Source organism: Tenacibaculum sp. 190524A02b (genome assembly GCF_964036645.1).
Taxonomy (GTDB): domain Bacteria; phylum Bacteroidota; class Bacteroidia; order Flavobacteriales; family Flavobacteriaceae; genus Polaribacter; species Polaribacter vairaonense.
The window spans coordinates 3,835,902-3,852,128 of record NZ_OZ038525.1 but is presented as its reverse complement, the minus strand read 5'-3'; the positions used below and the strand labels follow the sequence as shown (position 1 = coordinate 3,852,128).

Genomic DNA, 16,227 nt, shown 5'->3' with positions numbered 1-16,227 from the left:
CTTAAAATTAGATTTCAATAGTTTCTATATAGTTTTCTTGGTCAATTTCATCATTATCATCGAGGTATGATTTAAAAATCTCGACAAGTGACGCTTGTTCTTCTACTGTGGTTTGTTCAAATATTTCTCGAATAGATACTTCTGTAGCTAACCTTGTTCGAATCATAGATACTAAACGGGTAGCTAATAAACTATGACCTCCTAATTCAAAGAAATCATCATAAATACCTATTCGTTCTATTCCTAATAATTCTTGCCAAATGGCTACAAGTTCTTCTTCTGTTTCATTACTAGGCGCAACATATTCTTTACTAGATAATTCAGAAAGATCTGGTTCTGGCAGTGATTTTTTGTCTATTTTACCATTTGGTGTTAATGGCAACTCTTCTAACACTACCCATAATTGAGGAATCATATATTCCGGTAGGCTTTCTTTTATACCTTCTTGTATTTTTTCTTTTTCAGCTTCCTCTTCTACTACTAGGTAGGCAACCAATCTATTAATTCCTGACGGGTCTTTCTTAGCTAATACGCAACATTGGCTTATAGACTCTAAAGATGTTAAGGTATTTTCTATTTCACCTAATTCAATACGATATCCTCTAATCTTTACCTGATCATCTGTACGTCCTACAAATTCTAAAGTTCCATCTGACAACCATCTTCCTAAATCACCTGTTTTATACAAACGATCACCTTTTGTAGTAAATGGGTTGTTTATAAATTTCTCTTGGGTTAATTCTTCTCTATTTAAATATCCTCTTCCAACTCCTATTCCACTAGTCCATAGTTCTCCTACTACTCCTACTGGACACAGGTTTTCATATCTATCAACAACGTACACATCCATATTAGCTACTGGTTTTCCTATTGGAACGATATTTCCGCTTGGAGCTTCATCCATAATATGCAATGTAATATCATCAGCAGCTTCTGCTGGTCCATATGCATTTACTACTGGGACTGATGGATACAAAGTGAACCACTTATCTAATAATGATTTTGTGGCCGCTTCTCCCGTTACTAAGAAATAAGATAAGTTTGACAACCCTTGTGATATAGTACCGCTTTCTAATAAACTAGTAACATAAGAAGGTACTAATTGAAGGTGACTGATTTGATTTTCTGACAACGAAGATTGGAAGCCTTCTAAATTTAAAATTTCATCTTCGCTATAGATTGCTATACGTCCTCCACATAATAATCCACTTAGCATTTGCCATACAGAAATATCAAAGGTAAATGGAGCTGTAAAAGCTACTGTACTATCACTTGTCATGTTTAATTCATCAACCATGATTAACAAGTGATTTAATAATCCTGCATGCTCAATCATAGCTCCTTTTGGTAATCCTGTACTTCCTGATGTATAAATCACATAGGCCAAATCATTAGCTTTAATTGATACATCTACCGTAGTAATTGGATAACCAGAGCTTAAAATTGCATCATCTAATACAATGGTATTAACAGTATCAGGTATTGATGTTAAGATGGTTTTGGTTGAAATATTTGTAACTAATAAAGAACAACCTGTATCCTCTAAAAGATACGTAATACGCTCTTTAGGAAAATCTGGTTTGATAGGAACATAAGCCGCTCCTGATTTTAAAATTGCCATAACACCGATTAACATATCTAACCCTCTGTCTAAGCAAATTCCTACTAAATCATCTGGTTTTACTCCTTCTGCTACTAAATAATGCCCCAGCTGATTAGAACGTTCATCTAACTGTTTATAGGTTAATTCTTCGCCTTTAAATACTGCTGCAATAGCTTCTGGAGATTTTTGTACCTGCTCAGAAAATAAATCTACGACTGTTTTTTCTAAAGGATAATCTACTTCAATTCCATTAAAAACATCAAATAATTGCGTTTCTTCTTCCTTAGTAAGCAGTGATAAGTTGTTTATTGGCTGTTCAATATCTTGAAGTATACTTTTCAGTAATTCTTGATAATGATTCAACATACGTACAATTGTAGCTTCTTTAAATAAATCTGTACAGTATCCTATAGTAATTGGCGTGTATTCACCTTCTTCTGAAATACTAAACATTAAATCAAACTGAGCAGTAGTTTCAGAGTTTTCATATTCAGAAATCTCAACGCCTTCCACTTCTACATCTTCTCCTCCTGAATATACCTCATTATGATAATCAAACATTACTTGGAACAAAGGAGTCATATTGGTATCTCTATTAGTTACCACTTTATCTACTACCTTTTCAAAAGGTGCTAATTGATTATTATAACCTTCAAGTGTTGTTTTTTTAACTCTATCTAAAACTTCTTTAAAGCTAGGGTTGCCACTTAAATCACTTCGCAATGCCAATGTATTCACAAAGAAACCTATCATTTCTTCCAGTTCTACCTGAGTACGATTAGCTATAGGTGTTCCTACACAAATATCGTCCTGCCCACTGTAACGTGATAATAAAACTTTAAAAGCGGAAAGGAAAAACATAAATGAAGTTACTCCTTCTTGTTTACATAAAACTTTTAATTGAGCACTCAATTCTTGATCTAGTAGTAATGAAGTTGTTGCTCCTGCACTACTTTGTTCAGTTGGTCTTACATAATCTAATGGTAATGCTAATGTATCTACACCTGTTAGCTTCTCTTTCCAGTAATCAAGCTGTGTTCCTAGAACTTCTCCTTCTAAATATTTACGTTGCCAAATAGCATAATCTATATATTGTAGACTTAACTCTGGAAGTATAGCTTCTTTTCCTGACTGGAAAGCGCTGTACAACTGCATAAATTCATTCATCAAAATACCTCCAGATACACCATCACTAGCAATGTGATGTACTACACAAGCTAATACATATTTATTTTCTTTCAGTTTGAATAAACAAGCTCTAAACATATAATCACTTGATAGATCAAAAGGAATTGCTAAATACGTTTTTATGCTTTTTTCAATGGTATCTTCGTTTACTTCTTCTTGAGTTAATGACCAATTCTCTGCATTAATAACCTTTTGGTATCCTACTCCATTTTCAGAAATAAGCTTGGTACGTAGAACTTCATGACGAGTAACAATTGTTTGTAATACACGTTCTAAGATTGGAACTTCAACAGCTCCTTCTAAACAAATTATTGTAGGAATGTGATAGGCTAACGTTCCTTCAAACTGATCCAAAAACCATAAACGTTCCTGACTGAAAGATAAAGGAATATTATCAGGACGATTTTCAACCTCAACCGCTGGTAATATAGCTCCTTTGGTTTGTGTTTCTAAATATTTTCCTAAATCTGATATTGTTGAATACTCAAAAATGTCTGCTATTTCAATTTCTATTAATAATTCTTTACGAATTGCAGAAACTAAACGTGTTGCAAGTAAACTATGTCCTCCTAATTCAAAGAAATTATCATAAATACCTATTTGTTCAATACCTAATAATTCTTTCCAAATTACAACTAACTCCTCTTCTGTTTCATTAGTTGGTGCTACATACTCTTTATTTGATAAATCAGAACTATCTGGTTCAGGCAACGATTTTTTATCTAATTTACCATTACTTGTTAATGGTATTTTGTCTAATGCAACCCATAATTGAGGTACCATATAATCTGGTAAGCTTACTTTTAGTTGTGTTTGAATTTCTTCTTTATCAAATTTACCCTCAGCCACAACATAAGCTACTAAACGTTTATTTCCACTAACATCTTCTTTTGCTAATACTCTACATTCTTGAATATTTACTAATGAAACTATCACGGTTTCAATTTCTCCAAGTTCAATACGATATCCTCTTATTTTTACCTGAGTATCTATCCTGCCTATAAACTCTATATTTCCATCAGGTAACCAACGAGCTAAATCTCCCGTTCTATAAATAACCTCTCCTTCTTTAAATGGATTTGCTATAAATTTTTCCTTAGTTAATTCCTCCTTATTTAAGTATCCTTTAGAAACTCCCGTTCCTGAAATACACAATTCTCCAATTGCACCTACTGGTACTAATTGTTGATTTGGGTTTAAAACATAAAATTGAGTATTACTCAAAGGACTTCCTATTGGAATTGTTTTTATGCTTTCTGGTATTTCAGAAATCACATAACTTGAAGCATAAGTAGTAGTCTCGGTTGGACCATATACATGTAGTATTTTATTTGGCCCTAATTCTGCTAACATTTTTCTAGTTGATGATACTGATACCATTTCACCTCCAAACAACAACAATCTTAAACTAGCTAATAATGATGGCTCATACTCTGCCATAGAATTGAACAGTGCGGTTGTAATGAATATAACACTTAATCCTTGTTCATGTACTACTTGAGTTAAAGCTTGTCCGTTTGAAGCTACCGAACTTTCTATTAAATGAAGTGAAGCTCCACTTAATAGTGAACCATAAATTTCATATGTTGAACCATCAAAGGCATAATTAGACCATTGTAATACTTTATCTGAACTTGTAATAGAAATAGTACTTGATGGATTATTAACAAGTGTAAGTATGTTTCTATCACTAATTGGAATTCCTTTTGGCTTACCTGTTGTTCCTGAAGTATACATAACATATGCAGTAGAATCAAGATTTCTATCTAATTTCTTTTCAGAAGATTCATATGAGTATGATTCTTCAATATTCAAGAAAAATATAAAATCTGAAACTGATAAACTTGATAGTAAAGATTCTTCTTTATATACTAAGAAAAATGCTCCAGAATCTCCTAGGATATGTGACAATCTATTAGAAGGCAATGATGGATCTAAAGGAATATAAGTACTTCCTAATTTTAAGATTCCTAGCATACTAATAACCATGTCAAAACTTCTATTAAAAAGTATGGCTACTCGAGAATCTTTTACAACTCCAACAGACTCTAAATAATGTGCTAACTGATTAGATTGTTCATCTAACTCTTTATATGTTAACACCTCACTCCCAAAAGATAAAGCAACTGCATCTGGAGTTTGTTCAACCTGTTTTTTAAATAAATCTACAATTGTTTTATCCTCTGGATAATCATATGTAGTGTCATTAAAAACTTCAACTAACTCTAACTCTTCTTTTTCGCTTAGTATTGATAAACTACTTATAGCTACCGTACTATCTTTTACAATACTACTTAATAGTTCTTTATATTGTAGCAACATGTTGTTGATAGTGGTTTTATCAAATAAAGCGGTACGATACCCTAAATCTAATGTTATATTTGTACCATCTTCGTCAACATGTAATGTAAGGTCGTATTTTGAAACTTTTGATCCAACCTCATCATAAGCTGACATTGTAAACTCATTTTCTTCTACTAATTCCTCCTCTACTTTTTCTTCAATAATTTCTGGAATATTCTGTAAAACAAACATTACCTGGAATAAAGGAGTAATACTTCTATCACGAGTTTTTACTACTTTATCTACTACTTTTTCAAAAGGTGCTAACTGATTATCATAACCTTCTAACGTAGTTTCTTTTACTCTTGCCAATAACTCTCTAAAACTTGGATCTCCGCTTAAATCACTACGTAATGCCAACGTATTTACAAAGAAACCAATCATACCTTCTAACTCTAATTGTGTACGATTTGCTACTGGCGTTCCGATACAGATATCATCTTGATTACTATAACGAGCCAATAACACATTGAAGGCTGACAATAGTACCATGAATAAAGTAGTGTCCTCTTCTTGGCATAATTTTTTTAGTGAACTTGTTAATTCTTCATCCAACTCTAAGACAATACTATCTCCTGTTGTGTCTTGTACAGCAGGGCGAACATAATCCAACGGTAATTCTAATGTACTTATATCTGTTAACTGATTTTCCCAATATGATAATTGAGCTTCTAGTACTTCTCCTTCTATATATTTACGTTGCCATATAGCATAATCCGCATATTGTAAACTCAATTCTGGTAAAGAGGTTTCTTTACCTAATTTTAAAGTATTATATAACTCTGTAAACTCATTCATTAAAATATCTTCAGACCAACCATCACTAGCAATATGATGGAAAACAGCAGCTAACACATATTTCTCATTACCTAGATCATATAAACGTACACGTAATTTATAATCATTTGACAAATCAAAAGGAGTAGAAAGATATTCTTCTAGAGCTTCCCTTAATTGATCTTCTGAAACTTTTTCTTTGACTAAACACCAATTGTCAACACTCATGATCTCTTGGTAACCAATACCTTCATCTGACAAAATATTGGTACGTAATACCTCATGACGCGCTACAATTGTTTTAAAAGTTTCTTCTAATATTAAAGGGTTAATTTCACCTTCTAAACGGAATACAAAAGGCATTAAATAATCTGCACTGCCTTGAAATTGATCTAAGAACCATAAACGTTCTTGACTAAATGATAATGGTATTTGAACAGGTCTTTCTTCTGCAATTATTGTTGGTAATAAAACCCCTTTTGACTGAGCTGATAAGTAATCCGCCAACGTAGAAACAACTGTATATTCAAAAATATCTCTAATAGAAACTTCAACCTCTAGCTCTTTACGAATTTTAGAAACTAAACGAGTTGCTAATAAACTATGACCTCCTAACTTAAAGAAATCATCATGAATACCTATCTCATTTACTTTTAGTAATTCTTGCCAAATAGTAACTAATTGTTTTTCTATTTCATTTCTTGGAGCTACATATATAACTGAATTCCCACTACTTAATGTATCTTCATTTTCTTCTAAGTACTTTTTAAGTAGTTTTTTACCATCTACTTTATCACTTAAGTTCACAGGAAATTCTGATACTAAAGTATAATGTGTAGGATGCATATATGCTGGTAAAGACGCTCTACATAACTCTAATAACTCTTCTAAAATCTCATTATATGCCTCATTATTATTTGTTAATTCATGATCTTTAGGAATCATAAACGCAATGACATAAGCCTGATTGTCTTTGTCTTTATGTACTAATGCATGTGCATTCTCTATAGCTTCATGATTACGTAATACAATTGCTATTTCATCTAGTTCTACTCTGTGTCCTCGAATTTTAACTTGATGATCCTCTCTTCCTATAAACTCTATATTACCATCAGGTAACCATCTACCTAAATCTCCTGTTTTATACATGACATCACCATATAATTCAGGATAAGGATTTTTTATAAAGCTCTGTGCTGTTCTTTCTGGTAATCCTAAATAACCTGCTCCGACTCCATCTCCAACTACTCCTATTTCTCCAGCAATACCTATAGGACATAAATTTCCTTCTTTATTAAAAATTGCTACAGACATATTAGGTATTGGTCTACCAATTGGTACTCGTAAACGATTGGTTGGTATTTTTTCCTTGATTTCATATTGAACTACATCATCTGAAGCTTCGCAAGGTCCATACGCGTTTAATAAACGAATAGATGGATATAAATCTCTTAAAGTATTTACCATAGCAACCGGTATTGCTTCTCCAACTAACATTATCCAATGTAAATTAGTTAATGAAACAGGTTGTTCTTGCTCTTGAATATGTAACAAAAGTCCGTTCATATAAGTTGGTACAAACTCTATTACATTTACTTCACGGTTTACCAATAGTGCTAATACTTTATCATAGTCTAATAAATCAAATTTATCTATTATTACACAAGCTCCTCCTTTTAATATAGGTCCTAAAATTTGCCATACAGAAATATCTGAACCAATTCCTGCGCTTTGTAAAAAGCGGAAATTATCTTCTAATTCCATTTCTTTATATTCTGCTAACAAATGATTTAAAGCTCCTTTATGGTGAGTGATTGCTCCTTTAGGTGTTCCTGTTGATCCAGAAGTAAATAACACATATGCCCAGCTATCCATTTTATTTACATTTTCTGGATTTGTTATTGCTTGAACATCTATAAAATCTTTATCTCTTATTAAAATAGTTTCTGAAGTTACTTCTGTTGAGCCTTCATCTAATAATAACGCTACTTTAATATTTGGCGAACTTAATTCCTGGAATAATTCGGCTGTTGTTATTAAATATGGAAAGATCCCATCTGATAACATTACTTCTATTCTAGATGCTGGATTTTGAGTATCAAAAGGAGTATAAGAAGCTCCCGCCTTCATAATGCCTAACATTCCAGCTATTAATAGTGGTGTTCTTTCATCATAAATACCCACACAATCTCCAGGAGAAACTCCACTTTCTAATAATGTATGTGCTATTTTATTCGCATAGATGTTTAGCTGCTTAAAAGTCCATTCAACATCATTATGTATAACAGCAATTTGATCTTCATTTTTTGCTACTATTTCTTCAAAAAATACATTAATAGGCACTGTATTTTCTAAATTTTCAGTTTTTGGATTAAAATACAATCCTTCAGCTGTACAGTCTTTACCTAATAATAAATCCTCTTCATGCTTGGTAAGTATAGATAAATTACTAATTGGCAATGTTATATCATTTACAATATTTTTTAGTAATTCTTGATAATGCGCTAGCATTCTTACTATTGTAGATTCATTAAATAATGCTGAGCAATAGCTAATAGCTAAAGAAATGTTATTTTCTACTTCTGATACATTGAATGTTAAATCAAACTGTGCTGTAGTTTCAGTATGCTCATATCCTGAGATTACAAAATCGTCTATTTCTGCAACTTCTTCGTTTAAATTACTAGAATCATCTCCTTCATTTTGGTAATCAAACATTATCTGAAACAAAGGAGTTGTACTCATATCACGAGTAGTAACTATCTTATCTACAACTTTTTCAAAAGGAGCTAATTGATTGTCATAAGCTTCTAAAGTAGTTTCTTTTACTCTTTCTAATACTTCTTTAAAACTTGGATTTCCACTTAAATCACTACGTAATGCCAATGTGTTTACAAAGAAACCAATCATACTCTCAAGTTCAGATTGTGTACGATTAGCAATAGAAGTTCCCACACAAATATCATCTTGCCCACTATAAAGAGATAATAATACTTTGAAGGTAGATAACATAAACATAAATGGTGTTACTCCTTGTTCTTGACATAATGTATTTACAGAATCTACTAGCACTTGATCTAATAGTAATGAAACTTCTGAGCCTTCCTTACTTTGGATTGAAGGACGAATATAATCTGTTGGTAAATTTAAAGTGCTTACTCCTGTTAATTTTTCTTTCCAATATAATAATTGACTATCTAATTTTTCTCCTTCTAGATACTTTTTCTGCCAAATAGCATAATCTGAATATTGTAAACTTAATATTGGAAGATTTACTGTTTTTTGTTGTTTTAACGCACGATATAACTCTACAAACTCATTTGTTAAGATTCCTGATGACCAACCATCACTAGCAATATGATGAAAAACACATGCTAATACATATTGATTATTACCCAAATCATATATACAAGAACGTAGCATATAATCTTTAGATAAATCAAATGGTTTATTTATAAAGTTTGTAATTTCTTTTTCTAAATCCACTTCTTCAGAAGTAACAACTTTATGTAATGACCAAGCTTCCGCTGATATTACCTGTTGATAGCCTACACCTTCTTTTTCATAAATTACTGTGCGTAATATTTCATGACGATTCACTATGGCTTGTAAAGCATTTTCTAATATTTCTATGTTTAAATCTCCTTCTAAACGAATTACCGTAGGAATGTGATATTCTTCACTGCTTCCTTGTAATTGATCTAAAAACCATAACCTTTCTTGACTAAACGATAATGGTATGTTTTCTTCTTTTTCTTGAATAGTTATTGATGGTAAAGAAGTCCCTTTTGAATAAGTTAGTACTTGTAAACTTAGATTTGCTATTGTTGGGTATTGGAATATATCTCTAATAGCAATTTCTATATTTAATTCCGTTCTTATTTTCGAAACCAAACGTGTTGCTAACAAACTATGTCCGCCCAGCTCAAAGAAATCATCATGTACGCCCACCTTTTCTACTCCTAATAATTCTTGCCAAATAGCTGCCAATTGTTCCTCTTCTTCATTCCTTGGCGCTACATATTCTGCACTAGATAATCCTGTAATATCAACTTCTGGTAATGACTTCTTATCTAACTTTCCGTTGCTTGTTAATGGTAAACTTTCTAATGGTATCCATAAACTTGGAATCATATAATCTGGTAAACTAGCTTTTAATGCCAATTCTATGGCTTCTGTTTCTAATCCTTCTTCTGAAACAACATAACCTACTAATCGTTTATTACCTACTCCATCTTCTTTAGCTATTACACAGCTTCCTTGAATTCCTGACACTTCTGATAGCACATTTTCTATCTCTCCTAATTCAATACGATAACCGCGTATTTTTACCTGACTATCCTTTCTTCCTACAAACTCTATTACTCCTTCTGGTAACCAACGAACTAAATCTCCTGTTTGGTAGATCCTTTCTCCTTCTTTAAATGGATTACTTATAAAACGTTCTGCTGTTAGCTCTTCTCGATTTAAATAACCTTGTGAAACTCCACTTCCTGAGATATATAATTCCCCTATAGCACCGATTGGAACTAATTCTTTACTTGAATTCAATACATAAAAACCTGTATTACTTAATGGTTTTCCAATTGGAATGGTTACTGCTTCTGATGGAATCTCGGATATTACTTGACAGGATGCATACGTAGTAGTCTCCGTTGGCCCATATACATGCAATATTTTATTTGGCCCTAAACCTGATAACATTTTACGAACTGGAGATACCGATACCTTTTCTCCTCCAAATAATAATAAGCGTAAACTTGATAATAAAGAAGCGTCATAGTCTGATAATCCATTAAATAAAGCCGTTGTTATGAAGATAACACTTAACTCTTCTTTAGCTATAACCTTTGATAATGCAGATGCATCTGAGGCAACCTCTTTAGGTATTAAATAAAGCGTTGCTCCATTTAATAAACTACCAAAAATCTCATAGGTACAACCATCAAATGCATAATTTGACCATTGCAATACTCGATCTGAACTATTGATAGCTATAGCACTGGATGGATTATTTACCAACGTAATGATATTCTCATCGTTGATACTTATTCCTTTAGGAACTCCGGTAGTTCCTGAAGTGTACATTACATAAGATACTGAGGTTAATGGTCGTTCAATATCTTTTTCTAAGACTTCATATCCTTTTGAGTCGTCTATATTCAATGATTCAATAGCTAACGAATCTGGAATAATTGATATTAAAGATGCTTCCTTATAAACTACATGCGTTATACTCGAATCTTCTATAATATGTGATATTCTATTGATAGGTAAAGATGGATCTAATGGGACGTAAGCGCATCCTAACTTAAGGATTCCTAACATACTTATAACCATATCAAAACTTCTATTGAATAGGATACCCACATGCATATTGGCTGCTATCCCTTTTGATGCTAAATAACAAGCTAGTTCATTAGAGCGTGCTTCTAATTCTTGATATGTTAATACAGATCCTTCAAAGGATAAAGCTACTGAATCTGGTGTTTTTGATACTTGATCTTGGAATAAATCAATTACAGATTTATCTTTTCTATACTCAAAAGAAGTATCATTAAATACATTCAACAGTTGGTTTTCTTCTTCCAATGGTAGCATAGATAAACTACCTATAGACTGACTAGCATCTCTTACAATATTACTTAACAATGTTTGATAATGAACTAACATCCTATCAATTGTTGATTGTTTGAATAAATCTGTACAATATTCTACACTTAAAGAAAATACTAAATCATCTTCCGAAATATTCATTGTCAGATCGAATTTAGACGAAATGGTATCAAAATCATATTCTGAAATTTCAACATTTCCTAAATCAAATCCTACCTCTTCTTTTTGTGACATTACAGATGTATTCTGTAAAGCAAACATTACCTGAAATAAAGGAGTTGTGCTCATATCACGTGTAGTAATAACGCTATCCACTACTCTTTCAAAAGGTACTAATTGATTATCATATCCTTTTAAAGTTGTCCTTTTTACTTCCTGCAATAAGTTTCTAAAACTTGGATTACTACTTAAATCACTTCTAAGTGCTAAGGTATTTACAAAGAAACCAATCATACCTTCCAAGTCTGATTGTGTACGGTTAGCTATTGGTGTTCCCACACAAATATCATCCTGACCACTATAATGAGACAACAATACTTTAAAGGCAGATAGGAAAAACATAAATGGTGTAACTCCTTCTTTCTGACATAAAATTTTGATTGCCTTTGTTTGTGCTTCGTTTAAATCTAAATAAGCACTGTCTCCTTTTAAACTTTGTATAACAGGACGCGTATAATCAGTTGGTAGTTCTAAAGTACTTACGTCTGATAATTTTTCTTTCCAATATGACAATTGGTTATCTAAAACTTCTCCTTCTAAATATTTACGTTGCCATATTGCGTAATCTGAATACTGTAAATTTAATGTAGGAAGACCAACTTCTTTTCCTGATTGTAAAGAGCTGTATAGTTCTAAAAATTCACTAACTAAAATATCTTCTGACCAACCATCACTTGCAATATGATGAAATACACATGCCAATACATATTTACTATCTCCTAAACTATATAAACATGAACGTAACATATAGTCATTGCTTAAATTAAACGGAGTGTTTATATAAGATTGTAAATTATCAATTAACTCTTCTTCAGATATAACCTCTTGTTTATTCAACAACCAATTATCAGCACTAATAACTTTTTGGTATCCTACTCCTTCTTCAGATACAATATTAGTACGCAATACTTCATGACGCCTAACTATTGTTTTTAAAGCTTCTTCTAAAATAGCTGTATTCAATTCTTTTTCTAAACGAATTACTATAGGAATATGATATTCACTTGTTCCTTGTAACTCATCTAAAAACCATAAACGTTCTTGACTAAACGATAATGGAATTCGTTCTGGGCGCTCTTCAACAGTTATAGCTGGAAGTAAAATTCCTGATGACAATGTAGCTACATACGCTGCTAAGTCAGACATTTTTGTATACTCAAAAACACTAGCTATTTCAAGTTCTTTCTTTAATCTTTTACGAATCATTGAAACTAAACGAGTAGCCAACAAACTATGTCCTCCTAACTCAAAGAAATCATCATACATTCCTACCTTTTCTACTCCTAGTAAATCTTGCCAAATAATTGCTAATTGCTCCTCTACTTCATTTCTTGGTGCCACATATTCTCTACTTGATAACTCTGATAGATCTGGTTCTGGTAAAGATTTTCGGTCTATCTTACCATTAGCTGTTAATGGCATTTCATCCAACTCAACCCAAATAGATGGAACCATGTAATCTGGTAAACTAGTCTTTAATGTCTCTTGAATATTCGCTTTACTAAACCCATCTTCTAAAACTATATAACCTACTAAACGGTTTGTACCAATGGTATCTTGCTTAGCTAGTACACAACTGTTTTGAACTCCTTCTACAATTGATAAAGCATTTTCAATCTCTCCTAATTCTATACGATATCCTCGAATCTTTACCTGATCATCTGAACGTCCTACAAATTCTAATGTACCATCTGGCAACCATCTTCCTAAGTCTCCTGTCTTATATAATCTCCCTCCTTCTGAAGTAAATGGATTGGTAATAAACTTCTCCTTGGTTAATTCTTCTCTGTTCAAATAACCTCGTCCTACTCCTATTCCACTTGTCCATAATTCTCCTACAACTCCAATAGGACATAAGTTATCAAACTTATCTACCACATATAAATCCATATTGGCTACTGGCTTTCCGATTGGAACTACAACTCCACTTGGAGACTCATTCATGATATGTAACGTGATATCATCTGCCGCCTCGGCTGGTCCATAAGCATTTACCACAGGTACGGATGGATATAATGAGAACCATTTATCTAATAATGATTTTGTAGCTGCTTCTCCAGTTACTAAGAAATATGCTAGATTGGACAAACCTGCTACTTCTTCTCCGCTTTCTAATAAACTTGCTACATAAGAAGGCACTAATTGTAAATGACTTATGTTATTTTCTGATAATGAGCTTTGGAAACCTTCTAAATCTAAAATCTCGTCTTCACTGTATATGGCTATACGACCTCCGCATAATAATCCGCTTAACAATTGCCATACGGAAATATCAAAGGTAAATGGGGCTGTAAAGGCAACTACGCTTTCATTAGTCATTTTCAACTCATCAATCATGATCAATGAGTGATTTAATAATCCTGCATGTTCAATCATAGCTCCTTTTGGTAATCCTGTACTTCCAGAGGTATAAATTACATACGCTAAATCAGTAGCTTTGTGTGACAACTCTAATGCTGTAACTGGATACGCTGAATTTGATACTGCTTCTTCTAAGACAACTAAATTAACCGTGTCTGTTAGAGTAGATAAAACTTCTTTACTTGTGGTGTTTGTTACTAATAAAGAACAGCCTGTATCCTCTAAAAGATAAGCAATACGATCTTTTGGAAAATCTGGTTTGATAGGTACATAGGCTCCTCCTGATTTTAATATTGCTAAAACACCAATGAGCATATCCAATCCTCGATCTATACAAATTCCTACGAGACCATCTGCTTGTACTCCTTGCTCTACTAAATAATGAGCCAACTGGTTAGAACGCTCATCTAATTCTTTATAGGTTAACTCTTCTCCTTTAAAAGTTGCGGCAACTGCTTTTGGTGATTTTTGAACTTGAGCTACAAATAAATCAACCACTGTTTTATCTAGTGGATAATCAACCGTATTCTCATTAAAAACTTCTAATAATTCTGTTTCTTCTTCCTGAGTAAGCATTGATAAATCTCCTATTGACTTTTCAGTATTACTTACCACGCTTACTAATAACTCTTGGTAATGAGATAACATACGTTTAATAGTAGCTTCTTTGAATAAGTCTGTACAATAACTCAAACTTAATGTTATTGCTACATCATCTTCAGAAACATCCATTGTCAAATCAAATTGCGCAGGAACTTCTGAGCTTTCATATCCTGATACAGCAAGATCTTCAATACCAACGTCTCCACTTTCTTCTTCTAAAATTGATGTTTCATTATGGTAATCAAACATCACTTGAAATAATGGTGTCATACTCATATCTCGAGTAGTCACCACTTTATCTACTACCTTTTCAAAAGGTGTTTGTTGATATTTATAACCTTCTAAAGTTGTTGTTTTTACTTTTGCTAATACTTCTTTAAAGCTTGGGTTTCCACTTAAATCACTACGCAAGGCTAAAGTATTTACAAAGAAGCCGATCATTCCTTCTAATTCAGATTGTGTACGATTGGCTATAGGTGTACCTACACAAATATCTTCTTGATTACTGTAACGAGCTAATAATACTTTAAAAACTGACAACAACAACATAGACATTGTAACACCTTCTTGTTGACATAAGTCTCTTAGTGAACCACTTAATTTCTCACTTAAATTTTTTGATATGCTTGCTCCTGAACTACTTTGAATTGAAGGGCGAACATAATCTAAAGGTAATGACAATGTACTTACACCTGCTAACTTTTGTTCCCAATAAGTCAAATGAGCTTCTAAAACTTTACCTTCAAAATATTTACGTTGCCAAATTGCGTAGTCAACATATTGTAAATTTAATTCTGGAAGCATCGCTTCTCTACCAGATTGCAATGCACTATATAATTCTATAAATTCACTGGTCAAAATATTTCCTGACCAGCCGTCACTTGCTATATGATGAAAAACACATGCTAATACGTACTTATTATCTCCTAAATCATATAAACACGCTCTTAATTTATAATCTTTGGATAAATTGAAAGGAGTATTTAAATAGCTTTGTAAAGCAGATGTTATAGCCTCTTCATTTGAAACTATTTCTTTATCTAAACTCCAATTATCTTCACTAACAATTTCTTGATACCCTATTCCTTCTTCTGACAAAATATTAGTACGTAATATTTCATGACGAGCGACAATTGTTTTTAAAGCTACCTCTAATAAATCGACATTAAGTGTTCCCTCTAAACAAATTACTGTAGGAATATGATATTCTTGACTACTGCCTTGTAACTGATCTAAAAACCATAATCTTTCTTGGTTAAAAGATAAAGGTATACGTGTAAAAGCACCTCTATCATAAGGCTCTATTTTTATATCAGATGATTTAAGAGTACTATCTTTTTGATGTTTTTCGAGATAACTAATTAATACTTCTTTTTGATTTTTAATCTTTTGAAGTAAATCCGAATCAATACTAGTTTTCTTCGTTTTTATACTTAAACCACCATTTTCTAAAACTAACTTAATACCTTCCTTTTCGGATATTTTTAATATCTCTAAAATTTCTAAGTTCATTGATT

At 32.4% G+C, this 16,227-nt stretch carries 1 protein-coding gene; it reads right to left on the bottom strand.

Annotated elements, in window-relative coordinates:
- Positions 1–7: 7 nt before the first annotated feature.
- Positions 8–16,222 (bottom strand): non-ribosomal peptide synthase/polyketide synthase, encoded by a 16,215-nt coding sequence (locus tag ABNT65_RS15445; RefSeq protein WP_348746239.1) that lies wholly within the window; start codon positions 16,220–16,222, stop codon positions 8–10.
- Between the last annotated feature and the right edge of the window lie 5 nt (positions 16,223–16,227).